The organism is Nocardia anocheti (assembly GCF_029675105.1).
In the GTDB taxonomy this organism is placed as follows: Bacteria; Actinomycetota; Actinomycetes; order Mycobacteriales; family Mycobacteriaceae; genus Nocardia.
In genome coordinates this window covers 577,511-596,960 of the sequence record NZ_JAQQFV010000002.1, presented here as the reverse complement: position 1 = coordinate 596,960, position 19,450 = coordinate 577,511, and the positions used below count along the sequence as shown (strand labels likewise).

General features: G+C 69.3%; 22 protein-coding genes, 2 tRNA genes and 1 riboswitch. Of the genes, 17 read left to right on the top strand and 7 right to left on the bottom strand.

The window, feature by feature from the left end:
- Positions 1–33: 33 nt before the first annotated feature.
- Positions 34–1,062: a beta-ketoacyl-ACP synthase III gene (locus tag QC180_RS06725; RefSeq protein WP_278261716.1), complete on the bottom strand. Its 1,029-nt coding sequence runs from the start codon at positions 1,060–1,062 to the stop codon at positions 34–36.
- A gap of 240 nt (positions 1,063–1,302) precedes the next feature.
- On the opposite strand from QC180_RS06725, the gene QC180_RS06720 reads away from it, so the two are divergent.
- From QC180_RS06720 to QC180_RS06680, 9 genes are all read left to right on the top strand, one after another.
- Complete coding sequence (locus QC180_RS06720; RefSeq protein WP_278261907.1) at positions 1,303–1,575, top strand: GlsB/YeaQ/YmgE family stress response membrane protein; 273 nt, start codon at positions 1,303–1,305, stop codon at positions 1,573–1,575.
- Positions 1,576–1,644: 69 nt separating this feature from the next.
- Positions 1,645–2,358: a phosphatidylserine decarboxylase gene (locus tag QC180_RS06715; RefSeq protein ID WP_278261715.1), complete on the top strand. Its 714-nt coding sequence runs from the start codon at positions 1,645–1,647 to the stop codon at positions 2,356–2,358.
- Entirely contained in the window at positions 2,355–3,227 is an 873-nt protein-coding gene (locus QC180_RS06710; RefSeq protein ID WP_278261714.1) for a CDP-alcohol phosphatidyltransferase family protein, read from the top strand. Before QC180_RS06715 ends, QC180_RS06710 begins: the two co-directional genes overlap by 4 nt.
- 235 nt (positions 3,228–3,462) lie before the next feature.
- Positions 3,463–4,344, top strand: coding sequence for an RNA polymerase sigma-70 factor (locus QC180_RS06705; RefSeq protein ID WP_278261713.1), 882 nt, complete (start codon positions 3,463–3,465; stop codon positions 4,342–4,344).
- Positions 4,345–4,426: 82 nt separating this feature from the next.
- Complete coding sequence (locus QC180_RS06700; RefSeq protein ID WP_278261712.1) at positions 4,427–5,512, top strand: NAD(P)/FAD-dependent oxidoreductase; 1,086 nt, start codon at positions 4,427–4,429, stop codon at positions 5,510–5,512.
- A 53-nt stretch (positions 5,513–5,565) separates the two neighbouring features.
- The gene (locus QC180_RS06695; protein ID WP_278261711.1) at positions 5,566–6,294 is read left to right on the top strand and encodes a Clp protease N-terminal domain-containing protein; all 729 of its coding nucleotides are present in this window, start codon (positions 5,566–5,568) and stop codon (positions 6,292–6,294) included.
- A gap of 214 nt (positions 6,295–6,508) precedes the next feature.
- The gene (gene groL, locus QC180_RS06690; RefSeq protein ID WP_278261710.1) at positions 6,509–8,134 is read left to right on the top strand and encodes a chaperonin GroEL; all 1,626 of its coding nucleotides are present in this window, start codon (positions 6,509–6,511) and stop codon (positions 8,132–8,134) included.
- Positions 8,135–8,276: 142 nt separating this feature from the next.
- Positions 8,277–8,618 (top strand): hypothetical protein, encoded by a 342-nt coding sequence (locus QC180_RS06685; RefSeq protein ID WP_278261709.1) that lies wholly within the window; start codon positions 8,277–8,279, stop codon positions 8,616–8,618.
- A complete protein-coding gene (locus QC180_RS06680; RefSeq protein ID WP_278261708.1) occupies positions 8,612–8,953 on the top strand; it encodes a type II toxin-antitoxin system PemK/MazF family toxin in 342 nt (113 codons plus the stop codon). The genes QC180_RS06685 and QC180_RS06680 overlap by 7 nt, the downstream gene beginning before the upstream one ends.
- 6 nt (positions 8,954–8,959) lie before the next feature.
- On the opposite strand, the gene QC180_RS06675 is transcribed toward QC180_RS06680, so the two are convergent.
- On the bottom strand, positions 8,960–9,709 hold the full coding sequence (locus QC180_RS06675; protein WP_278261906.1) for a DUF6585 family protein: 750 nt from the start codon (positions 9,707–9,709) through the stop codon (positions 8,960–8,962).
- A gap of 213 nt (positions 9,710–9,922) precedes the next feature.
- Between QC180_RS06675 and QC180_RS06670 the strand changes: the two genes are divergently transcribed.
- Positions 9,923–10,699, top strand: a complete 777-nt coding sequence (locus tag QC180_RS06670; protein ID WP_278261707.1) for an alpha/beta fold hydrolase — start codon at positions 9,923–9,925, stop codon at positions 10,697–10,699.
- On the opposite strand, the gene QC180_RS06665 is transcribed toward QC180_RS06670, so the two are convergent.
- Positions 10,696–11,643, bottom strand: coding sequence for an SMP-30/gluconolactonase/LRE family protein (locus tag QC180_RS06665; protein WP_278261706.1), 948 nt, complete (start codon positions 11,641–11,643; stop codon positions 10,696–10,698). The genes QC180_RS06670 and QC180_RS06665 overlap by 4 nt on opposite strands.
- Positions 11,644–11,757: 114 nt before the next feature.
- On the opposite strand from QC180_RS06665, the gene QC180_RS06660 reads away from it, so the two are divergent.
- The gene (locus tag QC180_RS06660; protein ID WP_278261705.1) at positions 11,758–12,207 is read left to right on the top strand and encodes a MarR family winged helix-turn-helix transcriptional regulator; all 450 of its coding nucleotides are present in this window, start codon (positions 11,758–11,760) and stop codon (positions 12,205–12,207) included.
- A 51-nt stretch (positions 12,208–12,258) separates the two neighbouring features.
- On the opposite strand, the gene QC180_RS06655 is transcribed toward QC180_RS06660, so the two are convergent.
- Positions 12,259–12,711 carry an SRPBCC family protein gene (locus tag QC180_RS06655; protein ID WP_278261704.1) on the bottom strand — a complete coding sequence of 151 codons (453 nt, stop codon included), beginning with the start codon at positions 12,709–12,711 and terminating at the stop codon, positions 12,259–12,261.
- A 144-nt stretch (positions 12,712–12,855) separates the two neighbouring features.
- Positions 12,856–12,971: riboswitch (SAM riboswitch) on the top strand.
- A gap of 14 nt (positions 12,972–12,985) precedes the next feature.
- Here QC180_RS06655 and QC180_RS06650 point away from each other — a divergent pair.
- From QC180_RS06650 to QC180_RS06625, 6 genes are all read left to right on the top strand, one after another.
- Positions 12,986–13,753, top strand: coding sequence for an AfsA-related hotdog domain-containing protein (locus QC180_RS06650; RefSeq protein WP_278261703.1), 768 nt, complete (start codon positions 12,986–12,988; stop codon positions 13,751–13,753).
- On the top strand, positions 13,750–14,469 hold the full coding sequence (locus QC180_RS06645) for an HAD family hydrolase (RefSeq protein WP_278261702.1): 720 nt from the start codon (positions 13,750–13,752) through the stop codon (positions 14,467–14,469). The genes QC180_RS06650 and QC180_RS06645 overlap by 4 nt, the downstream gene beginning before the upstream one ends.
- A complete protein-coding gene (locus QC180_RS06640; protein WP_278261701.1) occupies positions 14,463–15,305 on the top strand; it encodes a hypothetical protein in 843 nt (280 codons plus the stop codon). The genes QC180_RS06645 and QC180_RS06640 overlap by 7 nt, the downstream gene beginning before the upstream one ends.
- 60 nt (positions 15,306–15,365) lie before the next feature.
- Positions 15,366–16,748, top strand: a complete 1,383-nt coding sequence (locus tag QC180_RS06635; protein WP_278261700.1) for a hypothetical protein — start codon at positions 15,366–15,368, stop codon at positions 16,746–16,748.
- Between the two features lie 14 nt (positions 16,749–16,762).
- A tRNA-Lys gene (locus QC180_RS06630) sits at positions 16,763–16,835 on the top strand.
- An 8-nt stretch (positions 16,836–16,843) separates the two neighbouring features.
- A tRNA-OTHER gene (locus tag QC180_RS06625) sits at positions 16,844–16,916 on the top strand.
- 130 nt (positions 16,917–17,046) lie between these two features.
- On the opposite strand, the gene QC180_RS06620 is transcribed toward QC180_RS06625, so the two are convergent.
- The 3 genes from QC180_RS06620 to QC180_RS06610 all read right to left on the bottom strand — a co-directional run bounded on the left by QC180_RS06620 (position 17,047) and on the right by QC180_RS06610 (position 19,428).
- On the bottom strand, positions 17,047–17,547 hold the full coding sequence (locus QC180_RS06620) for a DUF5063 domain-containing protein (protein ID WP_278261699.1): 501 nt from the start codon (positions 17,545–17,547) through the stop codon (positions 17,047–17,049).
- A gap of 80 nt (positions 17,548–17,627) precedes the next feature.
- Positions 17,628–18,824, bottom strand: a complete 1,197-nt coding sequence (locus QC180_RS06615; RefSeq protein WP_278261698.1) for an MFS transporter — start codon at positions 18,822–18,824, stop codon at positions 17,628–17,630.
- Positions 18,802–19,428: an FMN-dependent NADH-azoreductase gene (locus tag QC180_RS06610; protein ID WP_278261697.1), complete on the bottom strand. Its 627-nt coding sequence runs from the start codon at positions 19,426–19,428 to the stop codon at positions 18,802–18,804. Before QC180_RS06610 ends, QC180_RS06615 begins: the two co-directional genes overlap by 23 nt.
- Positions 19,429–19,450: the final 22 nt, after the last annotated feature.

Here is a 19,450-nt window from a genome sequence, read left to right as displayed (position 1 = left end):
CCACCGGCGTTTCGGCGGCGATTGCCAGCTACGTCACTGCCAGGCGGGCAGCGTGACAACCTGTGCGGCGTAGGACAGTCCGGCGCCGAAGGCGATCAGCAGGGCGGCGTCGCCCGGCTTCGACTCGCCCTTGCGCAGCAGCGCCTCCATGGCCAACGGGATCGAGGCAGCGGAGGTGTTGCCGGACTCCTCGATGTCGTTGGCCAGCGCGCAATTCTCCGGCAGCTTCAGCACCCTGGCCATGATCTCGATGATCCGGCCGTTGGCCTGGTGCGGGATCATCGCGTCCAGGTCGTCGGTGGTGAGTCCGGCCCGGTCGATCGCCTCGCGACACACCTTCTCCAGCGAGTGCGCCGCCCAGCGGAACACCGCCGTGCCCTCCATCGTGAGATAGGGGCGCACCGCGTCGGTGCCCAGCTCGTCGATCTCGGTGAAGAACTCCATCCAGTCCTTGGTCTGGCGGATGGCGTGGTGCTGGGTGCCGTCGGAGCCCCACACGGTCGGGCCGATGCCCTGTTCCTCGGCGGGGCCGACCAGCACCGCGCCCGCGCCGTCGGCGAACAGGAAGGCGGTGGAGCGGTCGGTGAAGTCCAGTGCGTCGGTGAGCCGTTCGACACCGATCACCAGCACGTGCTGAGAAGTGCCCGCGCGCACCAGATCCGAGGCCATCCCCAGCGCGTGACAGAACCCGGCGCACCCCGCCGAGATGTCGAACGCGGCCGCCCCGGTCATCCCCAGTTCGGTCGCGATGCGCGGCCCGACGGCGGGGGTGAGCAGCAAGTGCGTCGAGGTGGCGACGATGACGCAGTCGACCTGATCGGCGGCGACCCCGCTCGCGGCGATGGCGTCGCGGGCCGCGGCCACGCTCATGCTCTGGATGGTCTCCTCCGCCGAGGCGAAGCGGCGGGTCTTGATCCCCGACCGGGTGCGGATCCACTCGTCACTCGAGTCGATCGGCCCCGCGACCTCGTCGTTGGTGACCACCCGGGCCGGGCGGTAGACGCCCAATCCGAGAATTGCGGTGTGCTCCGCACCCGTCGTCTGGGCGATTCGAGCAGCCATTGTGCGTCTCCTATGTACCTGTCAACCTGCGGTCGCACCGCCGGGTGTACCCGAGCCATCGAAATCCGTGCCGCCTCGCCCGTAGCTCGCGTGTGGACAGCATGTGAACGCGAAGACATGAGGCGCCCTCATATTAGCGTGATCTTGTTGGAAAGTCGTGTCTTATGTCACAACTGGTCGGGGGTATACCTTGGAGAGAAGGCGATTGCTCGCCCGGCCCATCGAGGGATCGAGGACACCATGCTCGGACTCGGCATCATCAGTTGGATCATCATCGGCGGTCTCGCCGGATGGATCGCGAGCAAGTTCATGAAGACCGACGCGCAGCAGGGGATCCTGCTCAATATCGTCGTCGGTGTCGTAGGCGGCCTGCTCGGCGGCTTCATTCTCAGCCTCTTCGGCGTCGACGTCGAAGGCGCTGGCTGGATATTCAGTTTCTTCACCTGTCTGGCGGGCGCCTGCGTCCTGCTGTACCTGGTGAAACTGTTCACCGGACGCAAAGCGGCACACTGACCACGGGTGGAAGCGGCGGGGTTCCCGTAAGGTGTGAGCGCTGTTGTCGTCACACGAAAGAGGGAATCCGTGGCACGCCGCCCCACCCCGCCCGGCACCCCCGAGACCACCGGAGTCGGCCATGTCGTCGACCTGGTCCGGGCCGCCGTACCCCCGCTGCATCCCGCCGGTCTGCCGTTCGTCGCGGTGCCGCTGGCGGTCGCGGTCGTCGGCGGGAAGAACAAGTGGGTGCGCCGGGCCGGTCTGGCCGCCGCGGGCGCCTGCGCGGCGTTCTTCCGGCACCCGCACCGGGTCCCGCCGAACCGTCCCGGTGTGGTGGTCGCGCCCGCCGACGGTGAGGTCGCCCTGGTCGACACCGCGGTGCCGCCCGCCGAGCTCGGTCTCGGCGATCAGCCGCTGCCGCGGGTGAGCATCTTCCTGTCGGTGCTCGACGTGCACGTCCAGCGTGTGCCCGTGTCCGGGACCGTGCGCGAGGTGCTGCACCAGCCGGGGCAGTTCCTCTCCGCCGACCTGCCCGAGGCCTCCGACGCCAACGAGCGCAACAGCATGCTGATCGACACCGCCGACGGCAAGCAGGTCGTCGTGGTGCAGATCGCGGGCCTGATCGCCCGCCGCATCGTCTGCGACGCGCGCGTGGGCGACGTGCTCACCATCGGTGACACCTACGGCCTGATCCGCTTCGGCTCCCGCGTCGACACCTATTTCCCGGTCGGCACCGAACTGCTGGTGAACCCCGGCCAGCGCACGATCGGGGCCGAAACCGTCCTGGCTGTGCTGGGATGATCGAACAGGCGCACTCCTCGCGACGTAAGCGCCCTCGTTCGGTGCGTCTGCTGCCCAGCGTCGTCACCATCCTCGCGCTGTGCGCGGGCCTGTCGGCGGTGAAGTTCGGCCTCGACGGTGAGCTGGGCATCGCGCTGGCGATGGTCGGCGCCGCCGCGGTGCTCGACACCCTCGACGGCAGGCTCGCGCGCATGCTCGACGCCACCACCAAGATGGGCGCGGAGCTGGACTCGCTGTCCGACGCGATCTCCTTCGGCGTCGCCCCGGCGCTGGTGCTCTACGTGACGCTGCTCGACGGCTACAGCGCGGGCTGGATCGTGGCCCTGCTGTACGCGGTGAGCCTGGTGCTGCGCCTGGCCCGATTCAACACCCTGCTCGACGACGACTCCCGCCCCAACTGGGCGCGGGAGTACTTCGTCGGCGTCCCCGCCCCGGCGGGTGCGCTGATCGCCCTGGTTCCGATCGCGCTGAAGGTGCAGTTCGGTGACGGCTGGTGGGACGGCTTCACCTTCGTGGCCGCCTGGACCATCTTCGCCGCGCTGCTGTGCGTGAGCACCATCCCGACGCTGGCGATGAAGTCGGTCTCGGTGGCGCCGCAGGCCGCCGCGGGCCTGCTCGTGCTGACCGCGCTGGCCGCGGCTCTGCTGGTGACCTACCCGATCGTGCTGCTGCTGATCCTGGTCGGCCTGTACCTGGCGCACATCCCGTTCGCCTGGCGCTCGGCGCGCTGGGTGGCCGCGCGCCCGGAGACCTGGCAGCACAAGCCCGCCGAACGACGTGCCCAGCGCCGCGCGCAGCGCAAGATGCCGGGCATCCGCCGCCCGGCTATCCGCGGGTCGGCGCGCCTACGGCTGCGCAGACCGCGGTAGTTCCCGGATCGGTGCTGGTCAGCGGTTGGACTCGTCGGTCACCAGGCGGTAGGCCATGTAGCCCATGAACCAGACGGTGAGGGCAATCGCCGAGTAGAAGAGCACTTCGATCGCGGTAACAAGCATGAGAGGGTGTTCCTTTCCGGGTACCGGGGTTGCCCATACTCTAACGGCCGCCGGAAACGCGGCGAGCACCCCGGCGCCCTCCCGCCCGACCCGCACTCGAGGGGATCTCGTGGAATCAGCGACCGTCACCGAGTTCCTGACCCATCGCCCACGGCTGTTCGGCCTCGCCTACCGCATGTTCGGTGCGGCCACCGAGGCCGAGGACGTCGTCCAGGAGGCGTATCTGCGCTGGTCGGCGGCCGATCGCGCCCGCATCGCCGATGCCGAGGCATGGCTGACGACCGTCACCATGAACCTGTGCCGCACCGCCTTGGTCTCGGCCAGGGCCCGCCGCGAGACCTATGTCGGCCCATGGTTGCCCGAACCGGTGCCCACCGGCGCGCTGGGCCCGCTGGAGTCGCTCGAGGAGCGCGAATCGGTGTCGATCGCCCTGCTCACGGCGATGGAACGGCTCAATCCGGTCGAGCGCGCGGTGTTCGTCCTGCGCGAGGCGTTTGGCTATCCGCACGCCGAGATCGCCACCATGCTCGATCTCACCGAGGCCAATTCCCAGCAGATCCTGCATCGCGCGAGCACTCGTCTACGGGCGGGCAAGCCGCGTTTCCCGGTGCCGGAGGACCGGGCCCGCGCCTTGATCGAGCAGTTCCTGCGGGCCGCGTCCGAGGGCGACGTCGCCGGTCTGCGCACGCTGCTCACCGATGACGTGATGTCGATGGCCGACGGTGGCGGCAAGGTCACCGCGGCGCGGCGCCCGGTCACCGGGCCGGAGCTGGTTGCGCGCTATCTGATCGGCCTGGCCAGGCACCTCACGCCCGAGAGTGCGGTGACCCTGGACCGGATCAACGGGGAACTCGCCCTGGTGGTGCGCGCCGACGGTGTGCTCCCGACCGCCGTGATGCTGTTCGACCTCGCCGAGCACGGCGGCGTCGAGGTGGTCCGCATCGTGGTCAACCCCGACAAGCTGCGTTTCCTGGTCGCCGCCGAGGCGTGACCCGGATCACGGCGCCGGACTGTCAGGAAATCGGGGGCTGTCCGGTCTGGTTGGTGTCGGCGTTGTCGAGAGGAGCCACATCATGACCGGTCAGCAGCAGCGAATCGTCGTCCTCGGCGCGGGATACGCGGGCCTCGCCGCCGCGCGCGGGCTCGCCCGCTCGATGCGCGGTGCGCGGATCACCGTCGTGGACACACGTGCGGAGTTCGTCGAACGGGTCCGCCTGCACCAGGCCGTCGCCGGGCAGCGGGTGCGGCGCTGGGATCTGCGGAAGATGCTGGGGGACAAGGGTATCGAGTTCATTCAGGCGCGAGTCACGGATCTGGACCCGGCGGCCCGACGCGTCCGCCTCGACACCGGGACCGAACTCGCCTACGACACTCTGGTCTACGCGCTGGGCAGCGCCGCCGACCGCAGCGTGCCCGGCGTGGTCGAACACGCCCGCTGCCTGGCCACCCCGGAGGACGTGCGGACCCTGCCCGCCGGTCCGGTGGTCGTGGTCGGCGCCGGGGCGACGGGGATCGAACTGGCGGCGGAACTGGCCGAGGCGCACCCGGAATCGCTCGTGACGCTGCTCGGCGTGCGCGCGCCCGGCGCCTGGCTGTCGGCGCGCGCGGTCGAGCGGATCGGCGGTGCCCTGGCCGATCTCGGTGTCGAGATCCGCACCGAGGCGAAGGTCGTCGAGGTGCTGCCCGAGGGCGTGCTGCTGGCCGACGGCACCGTCGTGCCCGCCGCGACCGTCGTGTGGACCGCCGGTTTCACCGTCCCCGACCTTGCCCGCCGCGCCGGACTCGAGGTCGACGAGCACGGCCGCGTCCGCACCGACGAGACCCTGCGCTCGCGCTCGCATCCCGCCGTCTACGCGGCGGGCGACGCGGCCCTGATGACCGGTCCGGGCGACCGGCCGCTCCGGATGGCCTGCGCCACCGCCATCCCCACCGGCGGTTACCTCGCCCGCGCGATCGCCGCGCGCGCCCGGGGCGCCGAGCCGAAGCCGATGCGCTTCCGCTACTACCTGCAGTGCCTGAGCCTGGGCCGCCGCGCCGCCGTCATCCAGGTGCTCACCCCCGACGACCGCCCGGCCCGGACCGTCCTGCACGGACGACTCGGCGCGTGGGTCAAGGAGTTGATCGTGCGCGGCGCTGGCATGTCGGTGGGCGCCCGCTGACCAATCGTCAACCAATGGTTGACGCGCGGGAATCGTCAACCTAGAGTTGACGCATGAGCACTCCCAACTTCCGCCTCGACGATCTGATCGACGGCATCAAGAAGGCCCGCCCCGACAATGTCCTCGACCAGCTCAGCGATGCCGTGGTCGCCGCCAACCATCTGGGCGAAGTGGCCGATCATCTGATCGGCCACTTCGTCGATCAGGCCCGCCGCTCCGGCGCCTCCTGGACCGAGATAGGCGCCAATATGGGCGTCAGCAAGCAGGCCGCGCAGAAGCGGTTCGTCCCCAAGCAGCCCGGTGACGCCGCGGCCATGGACCCGCAGGCCGGGTTCGCCAAGTTCACCGACCGCGCCCGGCAGGTCGTCGTCGGTTCCCAGGAATCGGCGCGCGCGGTGGGCAATGCCCAGATCACCCTCGGGCACCTGATTCTCGGGCTCATCGGCCAGTCCGAGGGCTTGGCCGCGCGCGAGATCGAGGCGCGCGGCGTCACGCTCGACGCGGTGCGCGCTGCCGCCACGGCCACCCTCCCGCCCGCCGACGCCGAGGTACCCGCCCTCATCCCGTTCGACGGCGAGACCAAGAAGGTGCTGGAACTGACCTTTCGGGAGGCGCTGCGCCTCGGGCACAACTACATCGGCACCGAGCACATCCTGCTGGCCCTGCTCGAGCAGGAGAACGGCACCGGCGTGCTCAGCGACCTCGGCCTGGACAAGGCCCGCGTCGAGGCGGACCTGGTGGAGTTGCTGGCCGCTTTTCTGAAACCCGCCGAAGGGGAGTGACATCGGGACCGACCTTGCACTCTCGGTCCTCGAGTGCTAAAAATGCCTTGGCACTCTCGACTGTTGAGTGCCAGGTCGGGACGGTGAGATCGGGTTCCATCGACACCCTCGGTCGTCCGTCGCGGGCACCGCACCTGGCCAGCGTACTTGTGGGGCGATCCAACCAGCGGTCGTCTCGTGTGTCAGCCATAGACATGTGGAGGATCTCAACGCAATGGCCAAGACAATTGCGTACGACGAAGAGGCCCGTCGCGGCCTCGAGCGGGGTCTGAACGCCCTCGCCGACGCTGTCAAGGTGACGCTGGGCCCGAAGGGTCGCAACGTCGTGCTCGAGAAGAAGTGGGGCGCCCCCACGATCACCAACGATGGTGTGTCCATCGCCAAGGAGATCGACCTCGAGGACCCGTACGAGAAGATCGGCGCCGAGCTGGTCAAGGAAGTCGCCAAGAAGACCGACGACGTCGCGGGCGACGGCACCACCACCGCCACCGTGCTGGCCCAGGCGCTGGTGCGCGAGGGTCTGCGCAACGTCGCGGCCGGTGCGAACCCCCTCGGCCTGAAGCGCGGCATCGAGAAGGCCGTCGAGGCCGTCACCGCCAAGCTGCTCGACACCGCCAAGGAGATCGACACCAAGGAGCAGATCGCTGCTACCGCTGGTATCTCCGCCGGTGACGCCGCCATCGGCCAGCTCATCGCCGAGGCGATGGACAAGGTCGGCAAGGAAGGTGTCATCACCGTCGAGGAGAGCAACACCTTCGGCCTCCAGCTGGAGCTGACCGAGGGTATGCGCTTCGACAAGGGCTACATCTCCGGTTACTTCGTCACCGACCCCGAGCGTCAGGAAGCGGTCCTCGAGGACCCGTACATCCTGCTGGTGTCGTCGAAGATCTCGACCGTCAAGGACCTGCTGCCGCTGCTGGAGAAGGTCATCCAGGCCGGTAAGCCGCTGCTGATCATCGCCGAGGACATCGAGGGCGAAGCCCTGTCGACCCTGGTCGTGAACAAGATCCGCGGCACCTTCAAGTCCGTCGCCGTCAAGGCCCCCGGCTTCGGTGACCGCCGCAAGGCCCAGCTCGCCGACATCGCCATCCTCACCGGTGGCGAGGTCATCAGCGAAGAGGTCGGCCTCTCGCTGGAGACCGCTGGCATCGAGCTGCTCGGCCAGGCGCGCAAGGTCGTCGTCACCAAGGACGAGACCACCATCGTCGAGGGCGCGGGCGACGCGGAGGCCATCAAGGGCCGCGTGGCGCAGATCCGCACCGAGATCGAGAACTCGGATTCGGACTACGACCGTGAGAAGCTGCAGGAGCGCCTGGCCAAGCTGGCCGGTGGCGTCGCGGTGATCAAGGCCGGTGCCGCCACCGAGGTCGAGCTCAAGGAGCGCAAGCACCGCATCGAGGATGCCGTGCGCAACGCCAAGGCCGCCGTCGAAGAGGGCATCGTCGCCGGTGGTGGCGTGGCCCTGCTGCAGGCCGCTCCGGCGCTGGAGGGCTTCGAGGGCCTGACCGCCGACGAGGCGACCGGTGTCAACATCGTGCGCGTCGCGCTGTCGGCTCCGCTGAAGCAGATCGCCTTCAACGCGGGTCTCGAGCCCGGCGTGGTCGCCGAGCGCGTGTCCAACCTGCCCGAGGGCGAGGGCCTCAACGCCGATTCCGGCGTGTACGAGAACCTGCTGGCCGCCGGTGTCGCCGACCCGGTCAAGGTCACCCGTTCGGCCCTGCAGAACGCGGCCTCCATCGCGGCCCTGTTCCTCACCACCGAGGCCGTCGTCGCCGACAAGCCGGAGAAGGCCGCCCCCGCGGGCGACCCGACCGGTGGTATGGGCGGCATGGACTTCTGATCTCCTGATCAGCGGTTCTCGCGAACCGCGAAGGCCGATCCACCTCCGGGTGGGTCGGCCTTCGTCGTATTGTTCTGACGTAGCGTGCGCATGAGCTCTTCGGGCGTTTGACGAGGACGCGGCGGTGGCCCACACTGGTTGTATGACACCTGTACGACAAGACGGTGACGCGGTTACCCGCAAGCGGGTCGGTGGAAAGAAGGGCCGTGCCACGGTGACTTCGCTCGGCCCCAGCCGCTTGGCGCAGGTCAGACTCCGCAGCGACGAGCTGGCGGCCTTGCGGGAAGTCATGCGCACGCTGCGCATCGACTCGACCTCCGATGCCTTGCGTGAAGGGTTGCGGCTGCTCGCGCGCGAAGCTGCCGAGGTCGGTGCGGCCGAGGAGATCCGTGCGTTCTACGTCGAGCGGAAGGCTCCGCTGCCGGAGGGCGCGGTCGAACCGAGCGAGGCCGAGCTCGCCGCCGTCGACGAGATGCAGTGGTAAGCGCGGGAACCGCGCTACGGGGGGAAGTCTGGTCGTGCGCGCTGCCTCAGCCGGTCGGGCCGCACCCGGTCGTCGTCCTGACGGTCAATCGCGTCGCCGAGCCACTTTCCGCAGTGACGGTCGCGCTGATCACAGGCACCCCCGGCCCCACGGTGACCCACGTTCCGGTCGGACCGGATTGCGGACTGACCAAGTACGCCGAGTCCTACGTGAATTGCGCGGACTTGCACACGGTGGCCAAGCCCCGCCTGCGCCGCAAACTCGGGGTTCTCGCCCCGGCCGAGTTGCGTCGGGTCGAGTCCTCGGTGCGCCTGATTCTCGGCCTGCAGCCGTGAAGTCCGCTAGCCGACCGGGGTGAGGCGGAGGCGTTCGGCGAGTTCGTTGAAGATGTAGAAGTTGGGGATGGTGCTCACGGGGGCCAGGGAGCGCCAGGTGCCGGTGAGTTTGATGCGGATGTGGCCGCTGCGGGCGTCGATGAGCTGGATGTCCGCCCAGCCGAAGGACTCGCCGCGGAAGGTGAGGGCGTCCAGGGAAAGGCCCAGGTCACCGAAGGTGACGGTCTCGCCGTCGTCGATGGCGGCCACGGCGGCGGGGAGTTGGGTGGCGGTGACGGCGGACTGGATGGCGCGGGCCCACTCGCGGGCGCGGGCGAAGCCCTCCTCGTCGATGGTGGCCTCGGCGCCGGGGCCGCTCAGCGTCAGCAGGTAGGTGACGGCGGTGGTGTCGTGGAAGGGGATCGCCTCCTGCCGGACTTCGATGCTGTCCCACCGGAACCCGGCCACCCGCTGCCCGGACCGGTACACCGTGACGCCGTAGTCGAACAGATCGATGCGCGCCGCGCGATTGCGCCGGTTGATCAACCCGCGCCGCATCGCCAGCAGCACCGGCACCGCCGCCATCACCAGCAGCGCGAGCCCGCCCTGCCAGGCGCCGACGCCCACGCAGATGACGCCGATGGTGGCGATGGTCCCCGCGACGATGCCGCAGCCGCGCACGAAGGTGTCGTCGGCGGGGGCGGCGAGGAAGGTGTCACGGTGCGCGCCCAGATGCTGATACTCGGCCATCAGGTGTATCAACTGGGTCAACGGCACCTTGTGCCCGGCTTCGGTTACGTCCTCCGGCCTGTTCGGAGTGATCACTGGTCCCTCCAAGAGGCGTTTCATCCGCGGCGAAGCGTATTCCACCCGGCCGATAACCGCCACCGTTGCACGTCCCGGCATCGTGCACCCGCGCCGAATGCACTGCTACGCGGGGCGAATGCCGCTGTAGAGGGGGTATGACAGCGGCCCGGATAGGCTGGTCGCGTGCTGTTTCTGGACGAGGGACCGACAACCGCCGCCCCGATCGTGTGCCTGCACGGCATCCCCGGTTCGGTCGACTGGTTCGCCGCCGTGGCCGAACGGCTCAGCGGTGAGTACCGCGTGATCCGCGTCGACCTCCACGAACAGGGCGCGCACTCCGGCGATTTCGCCGCCGACACCAGGGCGAGGCCGATCGTGGAACTCCTCGACGAACTCGCGCTGACCGAGGTGACGATCGTCGGCCACTCCTTCGGCGCCGAACTGGCGTTGGCCGCGGCCGCCCGCTCGCCGCGCGTGGCCAAAGTGGTGGTGGTCGGCCAGGCCCCCGATTACCGGGCCGCGAGCATCCCGGCCGTCGCGCGCTGGGTGGTCCGGCCCTGGTCGGTGCGCCTGGCGCAGCGCTGGACGCCGAGCGTGGTGATCCGCTTGGCCAACCGCACCGTCTTCGCCCCGCGCTTCCGTTGGAGTTCCGCCCCCGGCCTGGCCGACGCGGTGGTGCGCGATTTCCGCACCGCCGTCCCCGCCGGTCTGGCCTACACCGTCGGCGCTCGCGCCGAGGATTTCGCCGCCGACCCCCTCGACGCCCGCGTGGCCGCGCTGACCCAGCCGGTCCTGGCCGTGCACGGCCGTCACGACCATCTCTACGACAGCGCCGAGACCCTGGCCCGCTTCGCCGCCGCGGGCGCGCGCACCCATCTGGTCGAGCACGCCGGTCATTCCCCGCAGGTCGAGCAGCCCGACGAATTCGTCGCGGTCCTGCGCGAATTCGTCGCCGGTTAGAGCCCGTCGACCGCCGTCACCACGAACGGCCCCGGCGTCCCCTCCGCACCCAGCGGCCCGCCCTTGTCGAACTGCGACGACACGATCAGCGCCCGATCACCCACGTGCACCATCGTGGTGGGGACGTGCAGGGCGGGATCGTGGAATTCGCTGTCGCGGGTGGCCGTGGCGCCGTCGTCGGTGAGCGTCCACCGGCTGATCGTGTTGTCGGTGTTGTGGACCACCCAGAGGGTGTTGTCGCGCAACTCCATTCCGTCACCGTGGCGCAGGTCGCCGCCCACCAGCGTCACCTTGCGCGTCGGTCCACCGCCGAGGTCGACGCGATACAGCTCGCCCGGCGTCATCGCCACCACCAGCAGGTAGTTCGCGTCTCGATCGACGACGATGCCGTTGAGCGCCAGCGCCTCCGCCGCCTCCACCGTCGCGGCGACGGTGAACTCACCACCGCCGGAACGCTGTTGCTCCGGTGACACCCGATAGATCACATTGCGCACGCTGTCGGTGAGATAGGCCGACCCGTCGGCGCCGAAATCCAGGTCGTTGACGAACCGTGGCCCGTCCCCGGGCACCGTGAACCGGCCCAGCAGCGCCCGCGACCCGGTGTCGTACATCGTGACGCCCACTCCGGAGTCGATCACCCACAACCGCCCGTCGGCGTCGACCTTCACCCCGTTGGTGGTCTTGCGACCGTCCGCGCCCGCGGGCAGGAACACCTCGGCGCGGGTGGCCCCGGCCGTGGCGCGATAGACCGACCCGTCGGCGAAGGACCCCACATAGGTGTCGCCGGTGCGCGCGTCGAGCCCGATGCCCTCGGGATACACGGCGGTCCCGGGCAGCTCATAGGCCGTGCTCAGGGTGGCGGCGGTCGCGGGTTCGTCGGTCCCGCAGGCCGTCGCGGCCAGACAGCAGGCGGCCAGGGCGGCGACGCCGATGGTCCTCATCATGATGAACCCTCTCAGTGAGGTAAATCCAAACATCTAACGATGAGCAGAAACATAGATTAGAACCTTTATGATCGTCAAGACAGTTATCGAATGATGACCGGATACCATGCACCCATGACGTCCATGCCCGCCGCCGACCGGCTCGGTTCGTACCTCAAGCGCGCCGAACAGGCGCTGATGGCGACCAAGACGGCCGCGCTGAAACCGGCTGGCCTGACCGTCCCGCAGTACAGCGCGCTGCTGAACCTCGCCGAACACCCCGGCATCTCCGCCGCCGCCCTGGCCCGGCTGGTCGGCGTCACCCCGCCCACGATGAACACCGTCCTGACCAACCTGCAGGACCGCGGCCTGGTCGAGCGCACGCCCCACGAATGGCACAAGAACATCCTGGAGACCCGGCTCACCGAGGCGGGCCGCGCCCTCACCGAAGCCGCCGATGTGCGTGCCATCGCGGTCGAGCGCACGCTCGCGCAGCGCTTCACCGACGAGGAACTGGCCGCGCTCACGGCGATGCTGGTCCGCGCGGCGGAGGCACTCGACGAGATCCGCGCCGACCTGGTCTGACAACGACGAGAGCCCGCCGGAAAGATCCGGCGGGCTCTCGCGAAAAAGGGCCTAGCGTTCGGCGGCGGCCTTCACCCGGGCGAGGGTCTCGTGCATGCCCGCGACCAGGTCGGCCTCGAACTTGTCCTCACCACCGGCGGCGGCGTTGACCAGGGTGCGCACCGGCGCGGGGATGCCCTTGGGGTCGACCGTGCGGGTCTCCACCACGCGGGTGCCGCTCGCGGTGGGCTCGAGCTCGTAGCGCCACACGGTGCGGTTCTCCAGCATCCGGAAGGCCAGGGTCTTGTTCGGCTCGAACGCGACGATGCGCGAGGTGGTCGGCCACACCTTCCAGCCGTCCTTGTTGACGTTGACCGTCAGCGCGCCGACCCGGACCCCGCCCAGCGCGATCATCTTCAGGGTGGTCGGGCTCAGCTCGGGCATCCGCTTGAGATCGGCGAGCACCGCCCACACCTGCTCCGGCGACGCGGCGATGTCGATGCTGGCTTCGAGATTGTTCGGCAACGTTGCCTCCGGGATCGTGTGACGTTCGGTAACGCTCAGCATAGGCGTCCGGCGCGGCCCGATCCTCGTGCCGTGGGTGGATTATTTGCACCCTGCTCCGAACGCTGTTCAAAAATATTGCGGCCGAATATCTTTCGTTTCGACGGTCACGAGTTCCAGCATCGAGCCCCGGCTTGCTGGGCGGCAACCCTCCATCGGCGGCGGGGTGCTCCGGGTGACGACCGGATGGTGAGGCGTCTTGCTCGCCATAAGCGTCCTTCTGGAGGGTCTATCCATGTCTGTTGTCCAACTCGATTCCACCGTGACCACCGCTTTCGTGGTGGTCGGTGACCGATTCCTCGGCATCTCCGCCGACGACCGGGTACACACCGTGTCCGGACTGGTCGCGTTGCTGCGCGGAGGGCGATTGCCCGCGAGTCAGGAACTGGCCGTCCACCTGGGACAGGGCGTCACCCGGCACGATCTCGACTATCTCGAGCACGTGGCCGCGGTGCACGCGCCGCACCTGCGGGTGCGGGTCGTCGGCGAGATCGCCGAGCCCGCGCGCAGGCACCATGTGCACAAGTATCAGCACTCCAATGTGCTGCTGGCGGGCCTGTCCAGGACCGAGGAGAACGTCTTCCAGGCCGATCTGCGCCTGGACGGCGACAACGAACTGCTCCTGGACCACCAGACCGGCGAGCACGTGCAGGGCATCGTGGTGATCGAGGCGGTGCGTCAGCTGTTCCTGGCCGCCTTCGAACTCGAGTACGGCGTGCGCCGCCCGCAGGAGCACTTCTACATCGTGTGGAACAACGTGGACCTGCGGTTCACCTCGTTCCTGTTCCCGCTGCCCGCGACCCTGCACGCCCGGCTCACCCCGGTCTCCGTCGACGACCCGGGCAAGTTGCAGTTCCGGATCGAGACCGAGGTGCACCAGTTCGGCAAGCCGGTGGCCGACGCGCGCATCGAGTTCACCGCCCTGCCCAACGAGCGCATCGCCCAGATCGAGCGCGCCAAGGCCGCCAAGGCGGTCGACGCGTACCTCGAGGCTTCGGCATGAGTTCGGGTGCGGCGTTCTTCGACGTGGACGAGACCGTGATCACGGTCAAGTCCATGTTCACCTTCCTGCGTTTCTGGCTCGCCGAACAGGGCGACGACGGCGGCGAATACGCCCGGATCACCGACGACCTCAAGCAGCGGGCGAACGCGGGCGCCCCGCGCGAGGAGATCAATCGCGAGTACTACCGGGCCTATCGCGGCGTCGAGTACGCCGCGCTGGTGGCGGCGGGGCAGCGCTGGTTCGACGAGTTCGCGGCCGGGGGCGCCGCGTTCTACGCCGAGCCCGTCCGGGCCCTGCGCGAACACGCGGCCGCCGGTGTGCGCACGGTGCTGCTGTCGGGTTCGTTCGCCCCGGCGATCGCCCCGGTCGCCGCGGCGGTCGGCGCCGACCACGTCATCGCCACCGAACCGCTGCTCGATGAGCACGGCGTACTCACCGGTGAGGTGCGCAGGCCGATGATCGGCGCCGCCAAGGGCGAGGCGGTGGTCGAGTTCCTGCGCGAACACGCGATCAGCGTCAACGACACCTGGGGCTACGGCGATCACGCCAGCGACCTGCCGTTCCTCTGGCTGGTGGCCCGCCCCGCGTATCGCGGCGACGACCCCAAGCTGGTCGCCGCCGCCCGAACCGGCTCCTGGCGTCTGCTGAGCGACCGCCTCGGCGACGCCGAGGGCAACGAATTCTCCGACGACCGAAAAGTGGCATCCGTATGGTGAAACGTCGCTACGAGCTGACCCCGACCACCCAGGGCCCGCTGTACCCGCCGAGTGAAATAGTCGACGCGGCAGGCGATTTCCTCGTAGTCGGCTTCCTCAACGAGGCGGGCCCCGACGGCACGGTGACGCGTCGATGGGGCAGAGCCGTGGTCGCCGCCGACACGCCACTACCGCCGTTCGGCGAGAACCTGCCCTACACCGTGGTCCGCGAACTACCCGACGAGCTCTCGGCCGAAGACAGCGCGCTCGTGCTGCACACGCTGCCACTTCCCCTGCCCGCCAACAACTATCCGATGGTCTTCGCCCCCGACCAACTCCCGGACGCCGCCTCGGTCACCCGTCCGAGCTACCCCTTCCACGAGGCCCCCATCCCCGACCTGCGTCCCGAGGACGGCCGCAAACTCACCGAGCCGGTCACCCTCGGCCGGTGGTTGGAAGCCCGTGGCACGCTGGACGTCTCGCTCGGCGACGACGAACGCTCGGCGCACTTCGCGTTCGAGTTCACCGGCCTGATCCCCGATTCGCTCTACACGGTCATGTCCCTGCGCTCCGGTGACCTGAATCCCGAATCGCCCACCCGCCCAGGCCCACTCGGCGTACCCAACGTCTTCATCTCCGCTCCCGACGGCACCGGCACCTACCGGGCCACCCTCCCCAACCCCTTCCCCGACCCCACCACCCCCGGCGCCAACCGCGTCATCAGCGTCGTCGTCCTCTGGCAGAGCTACCAGCAGAACTACGGCGGCGCCATCGGCCACTTCGGCCTCGGCGGCGACATCCACGCCCAACTCAAACTCCCCACCCCCACCTTCGAGGAATTCACCACCCACCCCTGACCCCGCCCGGTGGCGGCGAAACCGTTTGCCGCCACCGGTCATTCTTGTGATGATCTGGGCATGGATACGGGGGTATTGGAGCCCGACGAGGCGTTGATCCAACTGCACGCCACCTTGAACGCCCGGCTTCGCCCGGAAAGTGTGGCCCTGCTCGTCTGGTACGCGCTGAAGGACGAGATGGGGGAGGGCGAGCGTCGGCGAGTGGGCAAGGTGGCTGGGGCCGCCGGGCGCTGGAACGGGATGACCTCCCTCCCCGATGATTTCGCGGCGCCGGTGGGTGGCGCGAACCAGGTCGCGGCCACCAGTCGACTGTTCGACATCGTCGCCGACGTGGACGCCGACGCGCCCGCGTCACTGCTGTCGTTCGCGCACGAGGTCGGCGCCGCGATCGGTTTCGACCCCCGGCGTCCGGACTTCCTCGCCGACCGGCTCAACCGGCACGACCGGGCCGCCGCCGGAATGGACATCTCCAAGCGCCAGTACAACCGGCGATTCCGCGCGCTGCGCCGAGTGACGAGCAAGGCGCACACCCTCGACCTCGAGCGCGGTAAACGGCATCTCACCCTGCTCGCCAAGACCGGATTCGCCACCGAACTCACCCTCGACCGCTTCCGCGCCGACCCGGACGCCGCGTGCTTCATCGCCTACTTCACGGCCAAGCGCAAACTCCGCCGCGAATTCACCCTCTCGGGCCGGGCCAACCCCTTCGACGAGATCGCCGAGCTGCTGTTCGCGCGGTGTCGACACAACGCCGACACCGACTGGTGGATGATCGCCCAGGCGTATCCCACCCAGGAGGTGCTGGCCCGGCTCACCGAGGAGCAGCGCGGTGAGCTGCTCGGCCGGTGGTTCCACACCATGCGGTCGACGGCATCGGCGCTGGAAAAGGTATGGACCGCCAGCGAATTCGATCGCGAGCGGATGATCGTGCGGCGTGGCAACGATTCCTCCACCTGGAATCTGCTCTGCGGCGCCTACAACGCGGCCCGGGCGGCGTGGTTGTCGTGCCTGGCCGCCACCGACGCGACCGGTCTGCTCGAGGTGGCCTGTCCCGGCAAGGCCATGATGCTCATCGCCGGTGACCTGGCCGCCTGGCACATCGCCACCGGATCCGGACTCCACCCCGACACCCAGGTGTGGGCGGCACTGCCGCTGCCCTGGGAGGTGCTCGACGGCCGCGCCACCTGCACCGCCGCCGAGGTCACCGAGTACTGCGAGATCGCGGGTATCGACCCCCACCGCGGCGGCTGGACCGGCCCCAAGCCCCCCGGCCCCGTCGGCACCTTCCGCCCCACTCGCGAACTGGTCCACGGCGTAGCCGTAGCCGACCCGCTCTGGGCGAGCATGCTGCGCGGCGCCGGAGCCTTCAGCGGAAAACCCGTCAAAGCCACCCACGCACAAGAGCTTTCCCGACAACCCACTGGACACCCCCACCCGAACTGAGGCACGATCACCCTGCCCGCTGTAGCTCAGTGGTAGAGCATCCGGCTCTTCACCGGATGGACGCCGGTTCGAGCCCGGTCGGCGGCACAGCGGATGCTCGTCGTAGCTCAGCGGTAGAGCACCCGGCTAGCACCGGACGGCCGCCGGTTCGAGCCCGGCCGACGAGCATCCGCCCTCCGACCGTGAGTGTCCAGGTCGGGATATCCGGGATGCGACGCCCTGCGCGAAGTGGGCGCCCGATGGGAACGCCTCCACGCCGTATCGAAGCAAGGGACCCGGTGAACCTATTCGGCGTTGTTCAAGGCTGGAGCAGATCGGTGTGGAGAGTGGAGTGGAGGGCTCGGAGGGCGTCGGTCGCGTGGTTGCCCCAGTGGCCGAGGTAGGACAGGCGCCAGTCGAAGACGACGTCTTGCCAGGGTGAGCCGGTGTCGAGGGCGGTGAGGCCGGTGCGGAGGTCGCGCCAGATGTCGGCGAGGTCGTCGGCCACGGAGCCCGCGGTGAGCTGGGTGGCCGGGTCGGTGAGGTCGCGGTTCGTCCAGTAGATGTCGTGGGGGCCGAGGGCGGTCGCGCAGCGCGTGAAGCACGCGTACCAGGCATCGTGGTCGATGGTTGTCGGGACGGTGGCCTCGGTCGGTTCCACCCGGGGGAGTCGGCTGGCTGTGGCTATCAGGGTGGCGAGCAAGGGGACCAGGGCGCGAGGGAGTTCGATGCCCGCCGGGGTGTCGTCGATCGCCTCGATGGTGGCGCAGAATTCGCGGGCCGAGGAGGCGAAGGACACGACTTCGGGTGGCGAGCTCATCTGGCAAGGATGGTGGGTGTGCGGGGAGGGGGCAAGCCTGATTCCGGTCCGCCGGGTGACGGACCGGAATCGGGTTGCGATCAGGTGGATCGGACCTTCGTCGAGGCGAAAGCCAGGGTGGCTGCGGCGAAGCCGAGGACGGAGATCGCCAGGGCCACGGCGGTGAAGCCGTGTGCGGAGACCAGGTTGGCGAGTTGGGGGCCCGCGCTGGCGCCGAGGAAGAGGGCGAAGGTGTAGAGGGCGGTGGCCGCGCCTCTGGCTTCGCCCGCTTGGGCGGCGATGGCCTGCACCGCGGCCGGGGCGGCTACGGCCACCGCCGCCACGAAGACGAAAAGCCAGGTGGCCACCCAGATTCCGCCGAGTGGGACGGCGGTGATCGCCGCGGCGGCACCGGCTGCCGCGAGTGCGGTGATCAGGCGCAGTTCGGGGTTGATCGCGGCCAGCCGGGTGGCCAGCAGGGGGACCGCGATCATGGCGGGGATCGCGCTGGCGCGCAGGGCCAGTAGCGCGGTGCTACCGGTGCCGACGCCCTCGGGCGGCGCGAGTTGCACGCCGGTGTAGATCCCGACGAACGAGCCGAGCACGGCAAGGCAGCTGAGGTAGAGCAGGGCCAACCGTGGGGCGCGCAGCAGCGCGGCGAACGCGGTGAAGACCGAGCCCACCGAGGCCGCCGAGTCGCCACGGTGACCCGGTTCGAGCACCCCGCGCGACAGCACCGCCGAGATCGCGAACCCCACCGCCCCCGCCACGAACACCGCCCGCCAGCCGAACACGTCGTCGACGAGTTGGGCGAGCACCTGCGCGATCACGCCCGCCGCGAGGAACGAGCTGGTCAGGCAGGTGAGCGCGAAGACCCGCCGCGGCGGCGCGATGCGTTCGGCGAGATAGGCGAACGCGGCCGGAGCGAAGAACGACGCCGTCAGCCCCTGCACCACCCGCGCGGCCAACCCGGTACCCAGACTCGGCGCCGCGATCACCACAAGGGTGGACAAGGCCGTCGCCGCCAGACCCCCGACGATGACCGGGCGGCGCCCCCACCTGTCCGAGAGCGGGCCGGTGACCAGGAACCCGGCGCCGTAGGCGAGCCCGAAGGCAGTGGTTGTCCAGGTCGCCGCGGCGCGCGAGGTGCCCCACGCCTGAGCCAGGTCGCCGAGCACCGGCAATACCACGTAGAGCTGCCCGACGACGAGAATCCCTACGGCACAGATCGTCGCGACTGTTCTCCCCGTCGGTGCCCACCCCCGCACCGCCGTCTCAGTAGTCGGCGGCGAGCTCACGCGCCCGCTCCTGCGCGGCCGCGAATCCGACCTGCGGGTCCTCGGTGAGTACGGTCGGCGCGAACCGGATCTCCGCCACGTCCTTCACGCCGATGAACCGCAGCCAGTCCTGCGTGAACGGGGTCGCGAAGTCGTTGCCGAACTGGATCGGCACACCCGGCTGGTGCACGCCACTGGTGTAGACGGTGACCGCGCGCTTGCCCTCGAGCAGCCCGCTGTAGCCCACCTCGGGATCGAAGCCGAACGACCAGCCCGGCTGGGTGACGATGTCGACGTACTGCTTGAAGATGTAGGGCACGCCGTGGTTCCAGATCGGGATGTTGAGCACGTAGAGGTCGGCGGCGGCGAAGCGGTCGAATACGGCGCGCGCCTGTTCCCAGGCGGCCACCTGTTCGGGGGTCTGTTCCGAGCCGGTGAACACCGCCAGTTTGGCGGCCGCGGCGTCGGTGCCGAACTCGGGCAGCCCGGCGGTGAACAGATCGAGGGTGTCGACCCGCAGGTCCGCATCCTTCGCGGCGAGAGTTTCGATGAAAGTCTGTGCGATAGCGCGTGATTGGCTGAATTCGCCACGGGCGGAAGCGTTGATGTGCAGCACGGTGGTCATAGCAACAGGAGTACCGAGCCGG